The sequence below is a fragment of the Paracoccus subflavus genome (assembly GCF_004310345.1).
Classification (GTDB): Bacteria; Pseudomonadota; Alphaproteobacteria; order Rhodobacterales; family Rhodobacteraceae; genus Paracoccus; species Paracoccus subflavus.
The window spans coordinates 201,684-219,273 of the sequence record NZ_SISK01000003.1; the positions used below are offsets into that span (position 1 = coordinate 201,684).

The following is a 17,590-nucleotide window of genomic DNA, read 5'->3' on the forward strand; positions in this document are numbered from 1 at the left end:
GTATGTCGCGACTACTTTACACCCTGATATATTACTGAATAACCGAAACGAGAGAGGTCCGATATGCCGATAACCATTGGGCGGAACTCTCCGGGGTAGGCCCGGGTCGATCCGTCAGGAAATATCAAAGTTTCCTTAAGGCTTATCCGATACTCTCGCTCAAATGCGAACCTACGTCTCTTTGTAAAGGGGTATTGCTCAATAATATCTTCGAGATGAGTTCTGTTAAAATCTGCCTCTGTCTTTATAACAACAAACGGGCTTAAATAATTTACAGGACCATGCCTTACCAAAAATTTCATATCGAAATTCCCATGTTCGGCTGCCTCGCGTTGTAGTTGATTGAAATTGGGAGGCACCCTCAGACGTCGCTCGGGAACTGAAAATCCATTATGAAACTTTTGCATTACGTCCCTTAGATATTCCGCAAAAGTTTGCATTCCATGCTGCGGAATGGACCATAGCGAGTCGTTGCCTTCTTTGAAGGTTGGGACCTCGGCTGCGGTCGACATGCTGAAGATCAGCCCATCAGTTTGCTGAAAGCCAATGGTAATGGTTCCAATAATTGAAAACCTGCCACCTTGGCTAGCTGTTATGGAAAATTTCTCGGACGTTTGCACACTTATTAAATAAGACTGACTGTCTATGTCCACATAATATGATGTTTTATATTGCGCACCAGTATTGCCCAACCTAAGGTAATCAACATCACGCTTATTTACGCCTATCTTTAAAAGATCGGCGTACCATTCTTTCGATACGTTTGCATTATCAAAATTCAGGATTACTTCCAGCATCCCTTCTTGAGGATCTGCGCGTAAATTATCGTCAATCTTTCGATAATCCGACAAGGTTCCTAATCTTATATTATTTGATATATGGGGGAGATGTTCTTGGCTGCAATATTTGAAATACATTCACCCATCCATTTTCAACGCCTGAATGAACGCCGTCTGCGGGATCTCTACCTTGCCAAACTGGCGCATCTTCTTCTTGCCGGCCTTCTGCTTTTCCAGCAACTTCTTTTTCCGCGTCGCGTCCCCGCCATAGCACTTGGCCGTCACGTCCTTGCGCATCGCCGACAGCGTCTCTCGCGCGATCACCCGGGCGCCAATGGCCGCCTGGATCGGGATCTTGAACATGTGCCGGGGGATCAGTTCCTTGAGCTTTTCGACCATCACCCGGCCCCGCGCCTCGGCCCGGTCGCGGTGGACCATGATCGACAGCGCGTCCACCGGTTCGTCGTTCACCAGGATCGACATCTTGACCAGGAAATCCTCTCGGTATTCCGAAATCTGGTAGTCGAAGCTGGCATAGCCCTTGGTCACCGATTTCAGCCGGTCATAGAAATCGAACACCACCTCGGCCAGCGGCAGGTCATAGACGACCATCGCGCGGCTGCCGGCATAGGTCAGGTCCAACTGGATGCCGCGACGGTCCTGGCACAGCTTCAGCACGTCGCCCAGGTATTCGTCGGGCACCATGATCGTGGCCTTGATGCGCGGCTCCTCGATATGGTCCACATGGGTCAGGTCGGGCATGTCGGCGGGGTTGTGCAGGTCGCGCACCTCGCCGTCGCGCATGTGCAGTTTGAACACCACGCTGGGCGCGGTGGTGATCAGGTCCAGGTCGTATTCGCGTTCCAGCCGGTCGCGGATCACCTCCAGGTGCAGCAGCCCCAGAAAGCCGCAGCGAAAGCCAAAGCCCAGCGCGGCCGAGGTTTCCATCTCGTAGCTGAAGGACGCGTCGTTCAGGGCCAGCTTTTCGATGGCGTCGCGCAGCGCCTCGAAATCGTTGGCGTCCACGGGGAACAACCCGCAGAACACCACCGGCTGCGCGGGCTTGAAGCCCGGCAGCGCGACCGTGGCGCCGCGCTTTTCGTGCGTGATGGTGTCGCCCACGCGGGTATCGCGGACCTGCTTGATCGACGCGGTGAACACGCCGATCTCGCCCGGGCCCAGTTCGGCGATGTCCACCATCTGCGGGGTCAGAACGGCCAGCTTGTCGATGCCATAGACCGCGCCGGTCTGCATCATCTTCACCCGCTCGCCCTTGCGGATCACGCCGTCCATGACCCGGATCATCACTACCACGCCCAGATAGGAATCGTACCAGCTATCGACCAGCATCGCCTTGAGCGGCGCATCGCGGTCGCCCTTGGGGGCCGGCAGGCGCGTCACGATCGCCTCGAGCACGTCGGGAATGCCAAGGCCGGTCTTGGCGCTGATCGGGATGGCGTCAGAGGCGTCGATGCCGATCACGTCCTCGATCTGCGCCTTGACACGCTCGGGCTCGGCGGCGGGAAGGTCGATCTTGTTCAGCACCGGGACGATGTCGTGGTCGGCGTCGATGGCCTGATAGACATTGGCCAGCGTCTGCGCCTCGACCCCCTGGGTTGCGTCCACGACCAGCAGCGATCCCTCGACCGCGCGCATGGACCGGCTGACCTCATAGGCGAAATCGACATGGCCCGGTGTGTCGATCAGGTTCAGCACATAGGTCCGTCCGTCGCGCGCCGGATAGCTGATGCGGACGGTGTTGGCCTTGATGGTGATGCCGCGTTCCCGCTCGATGTCCATGCTGTCCAGCATCTGGGCCTTCATGTCGCGTTCGGCGACAGTGCCCGTCAACTGGATCAGCCGGTCGGCCAGGGTGGATTTGCCGTGGTCGATATGGGCCACGATCGAGAAATTGCGGATCAGGGAAAGTTCGGTCATGGGCGGGCTATACAAGGGCTTCGACACTGCGGGAAGGGGATTTTGCGGGCCTGCGACCTTGGGTCAGGGGGCCAGCCGCGCCCGCCGCAGCCGCGCCTCGCGCCACATGGAATAGATGCCCGCCCCGGCGATCAGCGCAGCCCCGATCAGGGTGGCCGCGTCAGGCCGTTCGGCAAACACAAGCACCGCCAGCAGCATCGCGAACAGCAGCCGGGAATAGCGGAAGGGCGCGATCACCGCGATCTCGGCCAGGCGGGTGGCGACGACCATGGTGATATATCCCAGCAGCCCGAATCCCAGGGTCGCGCCCATCAGCGCCGCCTGCACGGGCGTCGGCATGACCGCGCCCTGCCCGCCCAGCAGCATCAGCCCCAGGCCAGCCAGCCCCATCGAGCCAAACGCCCCCGCAGACAGCAGGCCCGACCCCACCTCGGGCGGCAGGCGGCGGGTGATCAGGTCGCGCACCGCAAGCGCCAGAACGGCGATCACGGCCAGGACCGAACTGAACTCGAATGCCTCGGTGCCCGGCTTGACGATCAGCAGCACGCCGCAGAACCCGACGGCGATGGACAGCCAGCGCCGCCAGCCGACCTGTTCGCCCAGAAACAGCGCCGCCCCCAGCGTCATCAGCAAGGGCTGCGCCTGAAGGATGGCCGAGGCGATGGCCAGATCGCCGGTGGCAAGCGCGGTGACAAAGGTGACGGCGCAGATCGCCTCGCACAGGTTGCGCAGGGCGACCGGGGGCCGCAGCAGGTCGCGCAGCCGCAACCCCTCGGGTCCAAGCGCGATCCACAGGGCAAAGACGACCATTCCGGCCAGTCCCACCACCGCCAGCAACTGCCCGGTGGGGATCTGCACCGACAGCCCCTTCAGCAAGGCGTCCTCGACCGCAAAGGCCGCCATGGCCAGCACCATCAGCAGGGCGGCGCGCAGGTTATGCATCGGCAGAGTCCAGACGCGCGACAAGGGCCGGCAGGCCGTCGATGCCGTCCAGCCGGTGCGCGCGGGGATGGTCGGGCGCACAGGCATGTTCGATGGCCCAGGTCAGGTCATGGGGGATGAAAACGCCGTGCCCGCCCAGTTCCACGACCGGCAGAACGTCGCTTTTCATCGAATTGCCGGCCATGAGGAAGCGCTCGGGGGCAATGTTTGCGCGAAACAGCACGCGGGCATAGGATTCGGGGGACTTGTCGGCCAGGATTTCCACTGCCTCGAACCGCTCGGCCAGGCCGGATGCGGCGATCTTGCGTTCCTGGTCGATCAGGTCGCCCTTGGTGATCAGGATCAGACGCCGCCCCTCCAGGGCCTCCAGGGCCTGCTGCACGCCGGGCAGCAGATGGACCGGATGGGCCAGCATGTCCTGTCCCAGTTCCAGAATGCGGCCGATGGCGCGGCCGTCGATGCGTCCGTCGGTCAGTTCGATCGCGGTCTGGACCATCGGCAGCATGAAGCCCTTGATGCCGAAACCGTAGCGGACAAGGTTCGCGCGTTCCACATCCAGCAGGCGGCCGGCAATGTCGGCGCCGTCCGCGTGATCGGCCAGCAGGGCCGCGAATTCGCCTTCGGTCATGCGAAAGAAGGTTTCGTTTTCCCAAAGGGTGTCGTCGGCATCCAGCCCGATCGCGTCGATCATCGCATTCCCCGTCTTGCCCTTGCCCCCTTGCAGGATCATGCTGGCATCGGCTTGTAAACCCCCAGAGGATCCCGATGACCTTTACCGTTCCCGACATGACCTGCGGCCATTGCAAGGCCGCCATCGAATCCGCGATCGCCCAGGCCGGGGGCCGGGCCATCGTCGATCTGGCCGCAAAGACCGTGGCGGTCGAAGGCCTGGATCAGACCCGCGCGACGGATGCGATTCGCGCCGCAGGATACGAGGTGGCCCCCGCCTGATATCCCAAGACCCTGATCCCGCAGGCTGACTGCCGGCACACCAAATGATTGAGCGGATGCGTCCTTGCTGCTAGCATTGATGACGGACGGGAACTGCAGACCGGGACAACCGGCGCCCGCCGTGACCACAAGAAACCCGAGGAGACAGTTCATGCTCAACCGCATCGTCATTGCGGCCGCTGCGATCATGATGACCGCGCCGCTGGCCGTGGCAGGCCCCATCGACAGCGCCTGCGTCCGATCCGACCGCGCGCGGGGCAACGCCCCCCTGTGCGGCTGCATCCAGCAGGTCGCGAACCAGACCCTGTCGCGGTCCGACCAGCGCCGCGCCGCCGCATTCTTCCGCGACCCCCATCAGGCACAAGAGGTCCGCATGTCGAAAAGCGACCGCGACAACGCCTTCTGGGCACGCTACAAGCGTTTCGCCGGGGCGGCCGAGGCCTATTGCCGGTAAGCCGGGCTTGCGCATCACCGTTCTGACCGGCGCGGGTATTTCTGCAGAAAGCGGCCTTGCGACCTTTCGCGCGGTCGATGGTCTGTGGGAAAACCACCGTATCGAGGATGTCGCGACGCCCCAGGGCTTTGCCGCCGATCCGGCCCTCGTGCATCGCTTCTATAACATGCGCCGTGCCACAGCCGCAGGGGCCCGGCCCAATGCGGCGCATCATGCGCTGGTCGATCTGGCGCGGCATCACGACCTGACGCTTGTGACGCAGAACGTGGACAGCCTGCACGAACAGGCGGGCAGCACTGACGTGATCCACATGCATGGCGCCCTGACCGGTGCGCTGTGCGCCGCCTGCGGGCACCGCTGGCCTGCGCCCCTGGAAATGCGGCCGGACGACCCCTGCCCCGCCTGCGCCCGTCCCGCCACCCGTCCCGACATCGTGTGGTTCGGCGAGACGCCCTTTCATCTGGACCGGATCTGGGACGCCCTGGACCGGACAGAGCTTTTCGCGGCCATCGGCACGTCGGGCAATGTCCATCCCGCGGCGGGATTTGCCCGGCATGCCCGCCGGCGCGGTGCCGAATGCCTGGAACTGAACCTGGAAAACAGTGCCAACGCGCGCGATTTTCACCGCCGGATCGTGGGACCGGCCAGCCGTACCGTGCCGGAATGGGTGGCCTCGCTGAAGCGCGGCTGACCCCTGTCAGGCGATCGCCGCCAGAACCTCGTCGGTCAGTCCGGAAATCTCGTCCCGTGCGGGACCGGTGCGCGCGCGTTCGACCGCGCCGGCCCCCTCGCCCAGCGTTTCGGCATAGATCACCCGGTTGGCCAGTTGCGTAACCGCCACCTCGGCCCCCAGGTCGGCCGCCTTTCCGGCAACCTCGATCGACAGGCGGGTATGGGACCGCACCCGGTTCATCACCACCAGCACACGGGCCTTTTCGCGCCGTGCCAGATCCAGCACGCCCTCGGTCGCCCAAAGGTCCACATGGCTGGTCGCCACCGGCACCAGGACCAGATCGGCCACCCGCAACGCGGGACGCAGGTCGCTGTCGATCTTGGGCGGCGTGTCGATAATGACGAAGTCGAACCGTTTCTTCAGCTTTTCGGATTCGTAGCTGGCCCCCCAGGCCGACGAGGTCGAGAAATCCATCGCCTCGTCCTCGCCCTGGCTCTTTATCCGCTCGATGAACCAGCGGCCCAGACTGCCCTGCGGATCGGTATCGACCAGGGCGACGGAATGGCCGCGTTCATGCAGGCTGACGGCAAGATTGACGGCCAGCGTGGTCTTGCCCGAGCCGCCCTTCTGCTGCGCGATGGTGATGATCCTGCCTGCCATCGCCTCTCCTGCCGCTGACGCATCGGCAGGTTAGCGAGGGACAGGGGTGATTGCACGGGCTTTTTGCAGGCGCAGCATCAATCGTCGAAAACCGCCTGCACCTCGTACATCACCGGCTCGAAGCTCTTGCACATGCCGTTGATCTCGCGGTTGCGGCGGCGCATGTCGGGATCACGCAGCATCGCCTGGTAATCCTTGCGGTCGCGCCATTGCGAATAGGTGGCAATGCGGGTCTGCGCGTCGTTCAGGTGGACTGCGCCGGATACGAAGCCTGGCTGACGGCGGATCACCTGATCCCAGGCATCGGTCAGCAGGTCCAGCACGTCATGGGCACTGCCCGGCGTCACCTCGAATGTGGTGATGACGGTCTGGCCGTCGAAATCGCGGCGGATATGGGGCATGGCGGGCGTCCTTTGCAGTGCAGGCGGAAAGACCAGCCTATGACAGAATCGTGTCCAACGCCAAGCATGGCATTGCCGGGCGGCGCCGGATGTGCATGGTCCCCCCTGACCGATACGAGGAGAAGCGGATGATCCCGGTATTCGACGGCCACAACGACTTTCTGCAACGCGTCGTGGCCTTCGGCCCCAAGGTCTGGACCCAGGGCGATGGCACCGGTCATCTGGATGTGGCCCGCGCGCGGGCCGGCGGACTGGTGGGGGGCTTTTTCGCGATCTGGATTCCCGCGCCCCTTGGCCCGAACGATGCCGCCGTCGTGGCGCAGATGGAAGACCCGCCGTTTTCCCTGCCCCTGCCCGCCCAGGTTCCCTTTGCCGAGGCGCTGCCCCATGCCTTTGCCCAGGCCACCGCGCTGAAGGCCCTGGAACGGACCGGAACGCTGGACATCGTCACCTCGGCGCGCGGCATCCGCGACAGCATGACCGCAGGCCGGATCGCCGCCGTCATGCACATGGAAGGGGCCGAGGCGATCCCCGACATGGACGCCCTGCATCTGTGGCACGCGGCGGGGCTGCGTTCGCTGGGGCCGGTCTGGTCGCGGCCGACGGCCTATGGCCATGGCGTGCCCTTTGCCTTTCCATCCTCACCCGACACAGGCCCCGGCCTGACCGATGCCGGCATCACCCTGGTGCGGGAATGCAACCGCCTGCGGATCATGCTGGATCTGTCGCACCTGAACAGCCGCGGATTCGACGACGTGGCCCGCCTGACCGACGCCCCGCTGGTCGCCAGCCACAGTTGCGTCCATGCCATCAGCCCCAGCAGCCGCAACCTGACGGACCGGCAGTTGCACCAGATCGCCGAAAGCCGCGGGCTCGTGGGGCTGAACTTCGCATCAAGCTTTCTGCGCGAGGACGGCAGGCGACTGCCGGTGGAAGGGTTCGACACGATCCTGCGCCACCTCGACCATCTTCTGTCCCTTCTGGGCGAGGATGGGGTGGCGCTGGGGTCCGACTTCGACGGCGCCCTTATGCCGCGCGACCTGCCCGATGCCGCCGCCCTGCCAGCCCTGATCCGGGCCATGGTCGGCCATGGATATGACGACGCCCTGATCCGCAAGATCGCCTGCGACAACTGGATCGGCCTGCTGGAACGAACCTGGGGCCAATAGCGGTCTAGCCGCCCTTTGCCTTGTTCACATATCCTGCCGGAAGCCGGGGGCCGAAAGTCGCCCGGTCGGGCGCGGGGCCGCCACTACTCGGTGACGGTCGCCCCCTCGGGGGCCGGCATGGCCTGAGCCACCGCGACCATTTGCGCCAGTTCAGGATCAGCATTCAGATCGGCCAACGCAAAGCCAGTCGTCACCTCGGTCGGTGACAGCTTGATGTTCTTCACGACCTGCGGACCCGGCGCCGCGGGTCCATAGGTCTGGCCGTTGACCGCGAAATAGACCGCCCCCGAATTGCCTGTCCGCAAAAGCGGCGGTTCTTCAAGGCTGGGCAGCGCGAAGCGTTCGCCCGCGTCCATGATCTTTTCCAGGATCACGGTTCCATCGGCCGCATTGACCCGCACCCAGGCGGGGCGCGCCGCCAGCAGTTCCAGCGCCGGCGCCTCGGGGGCCACGGTGATCGCCGTCGCCGGTTGACTGGGCATCGGCGGTCCGAAAGCGGGCTCGGCCGCCTCGGTCAGAGCCTGCCGGATCGCCTCGTCCGGATCGGGCGTTGCCGCCGCCACGGCCGTGTCATCGGCCTCCAAGCCGTTCCCAAGGCCCGGATCGATCGCCGCGATCGGGCCATCGCGGGCCGTCAGAACCGGCGCCTCCAGCACCTGCGGGCGGTACAGGCGGTCCAGCCCGTCGGGCTGCGGCAGATTTTCGGCCAGATCGACCGTATCGGTAAGATCCAGATCCGGCTCGATCACCTCTGCCCCTTCGACCGGGTCAAGGGCGCCGATCACGCCGGGGGCGTTTTCCCCGGGGGTCAGGGTGACGCGCTGCACCTCTTGCAGAACGGCCCAGCCGCCATAGCCCAGTCCGCAGACCAGCGCGATCAGCACCAGCAGCGCGCCGATGGCACGCGGCTCGATGTCGGACCACAAGCTTTGTTTCTGGGGGATGAACAGCGCCTTGGGATTGGCCAGCCCCTCGACAGGCTCGGACGGGCGCCGGGACGGCTTGGGACCGGCGGCCATGGGTGCCATGCCATGCGTGGGCTGAAACCCCGATTCCACGCAGAAACGGCGAAAGGTCCAGTCGGGGTCCATTCCCAGATAGCGGGCATAGGACCGCACATACCCCGCCACGAAGCTGGGCGTGTCAAAGGCCGTGATGTCGCAATTCTCGATTGCCGCAACATAGGATGCACGGATGCGCAGTTCGCGCTGCACATCTAGAAGCGACTTTCCAAGCGTGGCACGTTCGCCCCGCATGATGTCACCAAGCCGCGTGTCATCTTCGAGGAAATACTGCATTTCCTCCACCTGCGCGTGTTCTTCTGCCGGGTTGTCGGCCCGCAGCCTGCTCATGTTTCGTTTGCCCCATCGCCCGATGTCGAAACCGCCCGAATCGGACGATATTCGCTTTTGTTTAACGTGAGCTTATCACGCAGGCGAGAGCAGTTCATCCACCGATTTTATCAGGCGCTCATTTCCTGCCGGTTGAGTGCACAATGTGACCACAACCGGTCCATTGCCTTGACCAGATGGTCGATCTGACGGGGCTCGTGGACCGGAGAGGGGGTGAAGCGCAACCGCTCCGTGCCACGGGGAACGGTCGGAAAGTTGATCGGCTGGACATAGATGCCATGGTCGCGCAGCAGCATGTCGGACAACTGCTTGCAATGGACCGGGTGCCCTACATGGACCGGCACGATATGGCTGCCATGATCAATGATGGGCATCCCCAGCGATTTCAGCCGCATCTTGAGGATGCGGGCGTGCAGTTGCTGGGCATCGCGCAGATGCTGGCCACCCTCGCCCTTCAGGAAGCGGATCGAGGCTGCGGCGCCTGCCGCGACTGCCGGCGGCAGCGAGGTGGTGAAGATGAAGCCCGGTGCATAGGATCGGATCGCGTCGCACATCCGGGCCGTGCCCGCAATATAACCGCCAAAGACGCCAAACGCCTTGCCCAATGTGCCGTTGAGGATGTCGATGCGGTCCAGAAGGGCGTCGCGTTCGGCCACCCCGCCGCCGCGGGGACCGTACATTCCGACCGCATGAACCTCGTCCAGATAGGTCAGCGCATTGAATTCGCGGGCAAGGTCGCAGACCGCCCCCACCGGTCCGAAGTCACCGTCCATGGAATAGATCGATTCAAAGGCGATCAGCTTGGGCGTGGCGGGGTCGTCGCCCTCCAGCAACTGGCGCAGATGCGCCAGATCGTTGTGCCGGAAGATCCGCCGGGCGCCGCCATTGCGCTTGATCCCCTCGATCATGGACGCATGGTTCAGTTCGTCGGAATAGATGATCAGGCCGGGAAACAGCTTGGGCAGCGTCGAAAGCGTCGCGTCATTGGCGATATAGGCGCTGGAAAAGACCAGAGCGGCCTCTTTGCCGTGAAGGTCGGCCAGTTCGGATTCCAGTTGCTTGTGATAAACCGTCGTGCCGCTGATGTTGCGTGTCCCGCCGGATCCGGCGCCGACCGCCTCCAGCGCCTCGTGCATGGCTTCCAGGACCACCGGATGCTGGCCCATGCCCAGATAATCATTGCCGCACCAGACGGTGATATCCTGCCTTTCGCCGTCCGGACGGGTCCAAACCGCCTGAGGGAATCGGCCCTTCACCCGTTCGATGTCGATAAAGGTGCGGTAACGCCCTTCTTCATGCAGCCGGCCGATGGCCTGGTCCAGAGCGGCATCATAGTTCATTGCGGGCGTCCCTTGCATAGCTGGCTAGGTGCAATCATTGTCAGATCGCGCGCGGTCCGACGTTGATACATGTCAAACCCCGCATATGACAGATCAAAAATGCCGCAGATCGACCAACGGGCCATTTTGAAAACCTACAAAAGCACTCGGAAAACAGGCGGAAACATGGTGAATGATACCACATTGGATGCGATTCTGAACAGGCTCGACCAGGGACTCGAGGCGGCGCTGAACCGGCTGGTGGCGTTCCTGCGCATCCCGTCGATCTCGACCGATCCGGCCCATGCGGGCGATGTGCGCCGGGCAGCCGAATGGCTGCGGGACGAACTGGCGGGCATCGGGTTCGACGCAACGGTTCGCGACACGCCGGGCCATCCGATGGTGATCGCGCGGTCGCAGCCGGGGGGGGCACGCCCGCTGCTGTTTTATGGCCATTACGATGTCCAGCCGGTCGATCCGCTGTCCCTGTGGGACCGCCCGCCCTTTGAGCCGGTGATCGAGGACACGCCGGCCGGCCGGGTGATCCGCGCGCGCGGCGCATCCGACGACAAGGGACAACTGATGACCTTTGTCGAGGCGTTCCGGGCCTGGCGCGACATCCATGGCGAACTGCCCCCGGACCTGATCCTGCTGCTGGAGGGCGAGGAGGAATCCGGTTCGCCGTCGCTGCAACCGTTCCTGCGCGAGAATGCAGCCGAGTTGCGCGCCTCGCTGGCGATGATCTGCGACACCGAACTGTTTGCCAATGCGCGCCCGGCCATCGTCACCCAGTTGCGCGGCCTGGTGGGCGAGGAGGTGATCATCCGCGCCGCCGACCGCGACCTGCATTCGGGCATGTTCGGCGGGCTTGCCGCCAACCCGATCACGGTTCTGGCCCAGGCACTGGCCGCCCTGAAGGACGATGCGGGGCGCGTGACCTTGCCCGGATTCTATGACGGGGTGGACGAACCCCCGGCAGACCTGCGCCGCGACTGGGAATCGCTGGGCTTCGAGGCGGCCGAGGTTCTGGGACGTGTCGGCCTGTCGCACCCTGTCGGCGAACGGGGCCGGATGCCGCTGGAAATGGTCTGGAACCGCCCCACGGCCGAGATCAACGGCATCAGCGGGGGATATACGGGCGATGGCTTCAAGACCGTGCTGCCCGCCGAGGCACGGGCCAAGGTCAGCTTCCGTCTGACCGGCCGGCAGGAACCCGACAGCATCCGGGCGGCATTCCGCGACCATGTGCGGGGCTTTCTGCCCCCCGACTGCACGGTCGAGTTCCACGAGCACGGCGGCAGCCCGGCCAGCGTCATGGACACGTCCGATCCGGCATTCGCAGCGGTGCGTAAGGCACTCGGCGACGAATGGGGACAGGAGGCAGCGTTTATCGGAAGCGGCGGTTCGATCCCCATCGCGGGGGATTTCAAGACGATCCTGGGAATGGATTCGGTTCTGGTGGGATTTGCCCGCGACGACGACCGTATCCATTCGCCGAACGAAAAATACGACGTGGACAGCTTTGCAAAGGGCGCGCGGTCCTGGGCCCGCATTCTGGCCGCCTTGCGATGAACGAAAAAGGGCGGGGACAGTCCCCGCCCCGTCATGGGTCTGCTGTGGCCGTCATGCCTGCGGTTTGCAATAGCTCTGGCTGCTGGTCCAGGCGGCGATGTCCGCGCGCTTCGAGGAGTTGCGCAAGGGCGCCCAGTCGCGCGCCACGCCACGCCATCCCTTGCCGTCATGGGCCACGGCATTGTCGCGGCCGACCTGGCGGGACATGATGCGGACCGCACAGGACATGTTGTCGGCGCCGTTCTTGATATCGCCCGAACAGTCGTAGTTCCGCCAGGTTGCGGGGGCGATCTGCATCAGCCCCAGCCACCGGCCGCCGCCGCCGCTGGCCCTGGGGTTATAGGTGCTTTCATGCTTGGCCACCGCCGACAGGAGCCCTGCCCAGAAGGCCTTGCGGCCGGCTTGGTTCAGTTCGGCATAATTGGGGCAGAACGCGTCGATATCGCCCGGCACCCGCGACAGGATCGTGACCCCTTCGCGATCCAGAGCCGTCAGCGTCGCCTGTGTCCACTGGTCCGACCCGGCAGCCTGCCCCCAGCGCATCGGCGGCTGGCTTGCCAGTTGCATCTGCTGCGCCTCGACCTGGGTCTTGCTTTCGGATTGCGGGGTGGTGGTGGATTGGCACGCCGAGAGAAATGCCATGGCGGCAAGGGGCACAAGCGCAGAGCGCATCCGATCCTCGTGGGATTATTTCGTCGTCCTTCCATATCCCGGATGGCAATCGGCGCAAGCCAGCGCGGGAACCATCGGCGGCAAGACGCCAAAACGCCTTCCCGCTGTGATCGGAAATCCGCCGAAGAATGCGAAATCCTTCAGGATTTAACGACTTGAGCAGAATCTTGAGGCAGCCGGCCGATTCGCTGATGCGCTGTCGGAGGCCATTGCGCCTGCCGCCTCGTGACATCATCCCCCGGCTGCCCTAAAAGATCGGCATTTCCCCTATCTGCCCGAGGTTCCCGATGCTTGACCACCTGTCCTTTACCGATCCCCAGCCCAAGACAATCGCCGGGGCCAGGGGGGACTGGGAACTGGTCATCGGGCTGGAGGTCCATGCCCAGGTCGCCTCGAACGCCAAGCTGTTTTCGGGCGCATCGACCGCCTTCGGGGCGGAACCCAACAGTCACGTGGCCTTTGTCGATGCGGGAATGCCGGGAATGCTGCCGGTCATCAACGAATTCTGCGTGGCCCAGGCGGTACGCACCGGCCTTGGCCTGAGGGCCGTGATCAACCTGCGGTCGGCCTTCGACCGCAAGAACTATTTTTATCCCGACCTGCCGCAGGGCTATCAGATCAGCCAGCTTTACCACCCCATCGTGGGCGAGGGAGAGGTGATCGTGGACATGGCCCCCGGCATCGCCCGCCGCGTGCGCATCGAGCGCATCCATCTGGAACAGGATGCCGGCAAGTCGATCCATGACATGGACCCGACCATGTCCTTCGTGGACCTGAACCGCACCGGCGTCGCCCTGATGGAAATCGTTTCCCGTCCCGACATCCGCGGCCCCGAGGAGGCCGCCGCCTATGTCGCCAAGCTGCGCCAGATCATGCGGTATCTGGGCACCTGCGACGGCAACATGCAGAACGGCAACCTGCGCGCCGACGTGAACGTCTCGGTCTGCCCGCCCGGCGCCTATGAACGGTATCAGGCAACCGGCGATTTCAGCTACCTGGGCACGCGCTGCGAGATCAAGAACATGAACTCGCTGCGGTTCATCCAGCAGGCGATCGACTTTGAGGCCCGCCGCCAGATCGCCATCATCGAGGATGGCGGCAGCGTCGTGCAGGAAACCCGCCTTTACGATCCCGACAAGGGGGAAACCCGGTCGATGCGGTCCAAGGAGGAAGCGCATGATTATCGCTATTTCCCCGACCCCGACCTTTTGCCCCTGGACATCGAGCAGGCCTGGGTGGACGACATCGCGGCGTCCATGCCCGAACTGCCGGACGAAAAGAAGGCCCGCTTCGTGCGTGACCTGGGCCTGTCGGAATATGACGCGGGCGTTCTGACCGCCGAAGTCGAGAATGCCGATTACTTCGAGGCGGTCGCCAGGGGCCGGGACGGCAAGCAGGCCGCGAACTGGGTCATCAATGAACTGTTCGGGCGGCTGAACAAGGAAGGGCTGAGCGTCGAGACCTCGCCCGTCTCGGCGGCGCAACTGGGTGGCGTAATCGACCTGATCGCCAATGGCGACATCTCGGGCAAGATCGCCAAGGATCTGTTCGAGATCCTGTGGACCGAGGGCGGCGATCCCGCGCGGATCGTGGAGTCGCGCGGGATGCGGCAGGTCACGGATCTGGGCGCCATCGAAAAGGCCGTGGACGAGATCATCGCGGCCAATCCCGCGCAGGTCGAAAAGGCCCGCGCCAATCCCAAGCTGGCGGGATGGTTCGTGGGACAGGTGCTGAAGGCCACCGGCGGCAAGGCCAACCCGGCGGCGGTCCAGGAACTGGTGGCGCGGAAACTGGGCTGACCGACCCTTGACCGTCCAGAGCGGCTCGGGTTCCCCTTTGCCTGTCGGAAAAGGCGGATGCCCTCCGTGCCTGCGTCGGTGATCGACGCCTGGCACCATGGCGGCAAGGGCTCCACAAGGGCTGTGGATCATGCCTGTCCTGGCTCTCGCAGACGGCACCCGGATCTTCGCGCCGCGGCCCGTGTTCGAGGGATTTATCGGGGGGCGCACCCGATGCCGGATGGGTCCCGGCCCGCATGGCACCCGGGATGGCAGCGATCTGGCATTGCCGGCAGGGGTTTCATGCGGATCGGGTCTGGCCCTCGGGTTGATCGCCGCTTCGGGTCAGCCATCCATCCGTTTCCGCAACTCCTCTACCTGGTTGGCCAGCGACGCGACCTGGCGCGTCAGTTGCGCCATGGATTGGATGACGCTCTCGAACCGCGGATCGGGGCCCGGAGGGAACTCTCGGCCGGGGTCGAACACACCATCGGCTTCGATCTTCTCGAGCTTTAGTTCCTTGATCTCGATCTTCTCCCGCTTCTCGGGTTTTTCGATTTTTTCGATCTTCTCGTGTTTTTCGAGCTTCTCCAGCTTTTCGGGCTTTTCGGGTTTCTCGAATTTCTCGATCTTGACCTCTTTCAGGAAGTCCTTTGCTTCCTCGGGAAACGGCTTGTCGAAGAAGTCCTTGATCGGGGTCTTGCCCGCCTCGAAGGGGGATTTCTGTCCAAGATGCCCCAGGATCGCCGCAAGATCCCGGACCCGCAGCTCTGTGACGGGCATGTCCAGATCCAGTTTCACCTCGGGTCGGTCAGCCGAACCGATGAACGCTTCCTTTCTGTCGTCATTATTGTCTTCGCTCATGATCGCCTCCTTCAGGCGGGTCCGGGTGCGGCATGCTCGCGCCGACCCGAAGATGGTGCGGGTGTTTGACACGGGCGGGGTTGAACAGCCCCGCCCGTGTGAAGAAGTTCGGCAATGGCCAGCGAGATCGGTTGTCCGGTATGCCGCTCGTAGTAGATGAAGCCGGGGCAGGGATTGACCTCGAAGCAGTACCACTGCCCGTCCGGCGTTTCCTTGAGATCGATGCCGACATGCAGAAGCCCAAGATCGCGACCAATGCGCCGGCAGGCTTCGGCAATCGTCGGGGGCAGGTCAGCGGGTTCCATGTCCACTGCCATGCCGTCGCGGCCGGCATAGCGATAGTCGATTGCCTCTGACCTGATCCGGGTCGCAAAAAGCCGGTCGCCAACGGTGTGAACCCGAACATTGTCGCCCGGGACAAAGGCTTGGAACTGCGCGGGTCCGTTCCGAAGCAGGGTCAGACGCGCCATCTGGTCGTCGCCCATGGGCCGGACCACGGAACGGATGCCGCTTGTCGATTTATAGATGACCTTGCCATGCCGGGCGATGAATGCCCGCGCCGCCTGTGGATCGTTGGTGACAAGCGATGGGGGCACCAGCAGGCCGGCCTTGGCGATCAGCAGCAGTTGATAGGGCTTGCTGTTGTTCGACATGCCGCCGCCCAGGCGGTTGATGACCGCACAGGGCAGGTCGTCGAGCACGAACATGAGGGCGGTATCGGCCTCGAGCTGGAGTTCCCGGACCTGGGCCTCTGGCAGATCGGGTGGGGCGATCCGTCCCTCCTGCCCCAGGAAGCGGATGTAAGCTCCGCTGATGCCCTGCATATCTAAGCGCCAGTCGGGGCCTGAGAAATATCCCGACAGGGCACCATGGTTCCACTGCGCGCTCATGCCATAGCCAAAGGGATATCTCCCAAGGTCAAGGTGACAATAGGGATAGCCGCATGCGTCCAGCCTGGAACAGACGAGTTCCGTCACCTTGTCCGCGATACCGCCGGCGACAAGGATCATGACACCATCTCCTTGCGGCGCTCATGCGCCTGGCCGGCAAGCAGGTCGGTCAGCGCGTCGACAATGCGAATGCTTGCCGCACTGCTGAAATGTTCAAGCATCGGCACCGGGTCGACATGGACAACGGCCAGGCCCGTGCGCACCTCTGCCACGGCTATTTCCACAAATCCCAGGTTCGCGCATCTGGCAAACTGCACAAGCTTTTCCGACAGGGCAGACGCAGCCGGCAGGGGCTCTGCATCCCAGATCACGGTATTGCCGACAATGCAAAGCAGCGTGACGGTCGCATGGGGTTCGGCCAGGCAAACCGGGGCATATCGCTGAAGCGCGGCGACACCGGTCCAGTCATCCAAGCCGACAAGCCAATCCTCGTGACGGGCCAATGAACGACAGATCGCACCGGGCACCCCGGCCGCTTCGAGCTTTGCGCGGAACCGTTGAAGATCTGCGGCATTGCTGGTGATGAGGATATCCGGAACTCTGATGCCGCAGGCGTTCAGCAACGAACGCCAGTAAAGCAACGGCTTTCTGGGTCGGTACCAAAGTTCGGCGTTTGCGCCATTCACGACGGGACAATCGAGAGCCGCCAACCAGGCCAAGGCCGCCGCCTGGGTTTCGGCTTGCATATAGGCATGGTCGGCCGCATCCCAACCCGCGGGATCAATCGCGCCACTGGATCGCACCAAGACGCTTTCGACCTGCTCGACACGATCCTCGGCAAGGGCCAGCGTTGCCGTTGCGCGGCCTGTGGCGTCGATGTCCAGACTGAACCGGGCGGGTTCGGCGAAAGCCGCGTCCAGCCGGCATACGGACAGCCCGAGCGCCTCGAACCTGGCCGCTACGGCCGTGCAACAGGAATCGTTCGGGTATCCGAGAACCAAATGCATGACCGACATAGCCTTGCAACTGCAACGGAACCACTGGACGACCCAGCAGTCTCTGCATCCTGCGCAACCTTCCTGTCGACATGGCGGGCGGCAGCAATATCACGCCGCAGGAAAAGAATATCTGCGATATGCAAACACGCCAACCATTCAGGAAATACCATCCCACATC

18 protein-coding genes are annotated in these 17,590 nt (G+C 63.5%); 6 read left to right on the top strand and 12 right to left on the bottom strand.

All coding sequences use genetic code 11. From position 1 onward, the window contains the following. Positions 1-11: 11 nt before the first annotated feature. The 4 genes from EYE42_RS06075 to EYE42_RS06090 all read right to left on the bottom strand — a co-directional run bounded on the left by EYE42_RS06075 (position 12) and on the right by EYE42_RS06090 (position 4,389). The gene (locus EYE42_RS06075; RefSeq protein WP_130990423.1) at positions 12-917 is read right to left on the bottom strand and encodes a hypothetical protein; all 906 of its coding nucleotides are present in this window, start codon (positions 915-917) and stop codon (positions 12-14) included. Further along, positions 918-2,717 carry a translation elongation factor 4 gene (gene lepA, locus EYE42_RS06080; protein WP_130990424.1) on the bottom strand — a complete coding sequence of 600 codons (1,800 nt, stop codon included), beginning with the start codon at positions 2,715-2,717 and terminating at the stop codon, positions 918-920. Positions 2,718-2,780: 63 nt separating this feature from the next. Next, a complete protein-coding gene (locus tag EYE42_RS06085; RefSeq protein ID WP_130990425.1) occupies positions 2,781-3,659 on the bottom strand; it encodes a DMT family transporter in 879 nt (292 codons plus the stop codon). Then, a complete protein-coding gene (locus EYE42_RS06090; protein ID WP_246020602.1) occupies positions 3,652-4,389 on the bottom strand; it encodes an HAD family hydrolase in 738 nt (245 codons plus the stop codon). The genes EYE42_RS06085 and EYE42_RS06090 overlap by 8 nt, the downstream gene beginning before the upstream one ends. 35 nt (positions 4,390-4,424) lie before the next feature. On the opposite strand from EYE42_RS06090, the gene EYE42_RS06095 reads away from it, so the two are divergent. From EYE42_RS06095 to EYE42_RS06105, 3 genes are all read left to right on the top strand, one after another. Further along, complete coding sequence (locus EYE42_RS06095) at positions 4,425-4,610, top strand: heavy-metal-associated domain-containing protein (protein ID WP_130990426.1); 186 nt, start codon at positions 4,425-4,427, stop codon at positions 4,608-4,610. A gap of 151 nt (positions 4,611-4,761) precedes the next feature. Beyond that, entirely contained in the window at positions 4,762-5,064 is a 303-nt protein-coding gene (locus EYE42_RS06100) for a hypothetical protein (RefSeq protein WP_130990427.1), read from the top strand. Positions 5,065-5,071: 7 nt separating this feature from the next. Continuing rightward, a complete protein-coding gene (locus EYE42_RS06105) occupies positions 5,072-5,755 on the top strand; it encodes an NAD-dependent deacylase (RefSeq protein ID WP_130990428.1) in 684 nt (227 codons plus the stop codon). A 6-nt stretch (positions 5,756-5,761) separates the two neighbouring features. On the opposite strand, the gene parA is transcribed toward EYE42_RS06105, so the two are convergent. Both parA and EYE42_RS06115 read right to left on the bottom strand, forming a co-directional pair. Then, positions 5,762-6,397: a ParA family partition ATPase gene (gene parA, locus EYE42_RS06110; RefSeq protein WP_130990429.1), complete on the bottom strand. Its 636-nt coding sequence runs from the start codon at positions 6,395-6,397 to the stop codon at positions 5,762-5,764. A gap of 77 nt (positions 6,398-6,474) precedes the next feature. Continuing rightward, on the bottom strand, positions 6,475-6,798 hold the full coding sequence (locus tag EYE42_RS06115; protein WP_130990430.1) for an antibiotic biosynthesis monooxygenase family protein: 324 nt from the start codon (positions 6,796-6,798) through the stop codon (positions 6,475-6,477). A gap of 128 nt (positions 6,799-6,926) precedes the next feature. On the opposite strand from EYE42_RS06115, the gene EYE42_RS06120 reads away from it, so the two are divergent. After that, on the top strand, positions 6,927-7,967 hold the full coding sequence (locus EYE42_RS06120) for a dipeptidase (RefSeq protein ID WP_130990431.1): 1,041 nt from the start codon (positions 6,927-6,929) through the stop codon (positions 7,965-7,967). Positions 7,968-8,050: 83 nt separating this feature from the next. On the opposite strand, the gene EYE42_RS06125 is transcribed toward EYE42_RS06120, so the two are convergent. Then, the gene (locus tag EYE42_RS06125) at positions 8,051-9,319 is read right to left on the bottom strand and encodes a helix-turn-helix domain-containing protein (RefSeq protein ID WP_246020603.1); all 1,269 of its coding nucleotides are present in this window, start codon (positions 9,317-9,319) and stop codon (positions 8,051-8,053) included. A 110-nt stretch (positions 9,320-9,429) separates the two neighbouring features. After that, positions 9,430-10,659: a 5-aminolevulinate synthase gene (gene hemA / locus EYE42_RS06130; protein WP_130990432.1), complete on the bottom strand. Its 1,230-nt coding sequence runs from the start codon at positions 10,657-10,659 to the stop codon at positions 9,430-9,432. A 165-nt stretch (positions 10,660-10,824) separates the two neighbouring features. Here hemA and EYE42_RS06135 point away from each other — a divergent pair, with 165 nt between their 5' ends. Beyond that, positions 10,825-12,210: a M20/M25/M40 family metallo-hydrolase gene (locus EYE42_RS06135; RefSeq protein WP_130990433.1), complete on the top strand. Its 1,386-nt coding sequence runs from the start codon at positions 10,825-10,827 to the stop codon at positions 12,208-12,210. Positions 12,211-12,261: 51 nt separating this feature from the next. On the opposite strand, the gene EYE42_RS06140 is transcribed toward EYE42_RS06135, so the two are convergent. Next, positions 12,262-12,882: a lytic transglycosylase domain-containing protein gene (locus tag EYE42_RS06140; RefSeq protein WP_130990434.1), complete on the bottom strand. Its 621-nt coding sequence runs from the start codon at positions 12,880-12,882 to the stop codon at positions 12,262-12,264. A 287-nt stretch (positions 12,883-13,169) separates the two neighbouring features. Between EYE42_RS06140 and gatB the strand changes: the two genes are divergently transcribed. Further along, complete coding sequence (gene gatB / locus EYE42_RS06145) at positions 13,170-14,681, top strand: Asp-tRNA(Asn)/Glu-tRNA(Gln) amidotransferase subunit GatB (protein ID WP_130990435.1); 1,512 nt, start codon at positions 13,170-13,172, stop codon at positions 14,679-14,681. A 324-nt stretch (positions 14,682-15,005) separates the two neighbouring features. Here the strand turns inward: gatB and EYE42_RS06150 are convergent, their stop codons facing one another. From EYE42_RS06150 to EYE42_RS06160, 3 genes are read right to left on the bottom strand one after another with little or no spacing between them, the layout of a single operon-like run. Beyond that, complete coding sequence (locus EYE42_RS06150; RefSeq protein WP_130990436.1) at positions 15,006-15,524, bottom strand: hypothetical protein; 519 nt, start codon at positions 15,522-15,524, stop codon at positions 15,006-15,008. A gap of 11 nt (positions 15,525-15,535) precedes the next feature. Further along, positions 15,536-16,534, bottom strand: coding sequence for an ATP-grasp domain-containing protein (locus EYE42_RS06155; RefSeq protein ID WP_130990437.1), 999 nt, complete (start codon positions 16,532-16,534; stop codon positions 15,536-15,538). Continuing rightward, positions 16,531-17,430 (bottom strand): ATP-grasp domain-containing protein, encoded by a 900-nt coding sequence (locus EYE42_RS06160; RefSeq protein WP_130990438.1) that lies wholly within the window; start codon positions 17,428-17,430, stop codon positions 16,531-16,533. The genes EYE42_RS06155 and EYE42_RS06160 overlap by 4 nt, the downstream gene beginning before the upstream one ends. Positions 17,431-17,590: the final 160 nt, after the last annotated feature.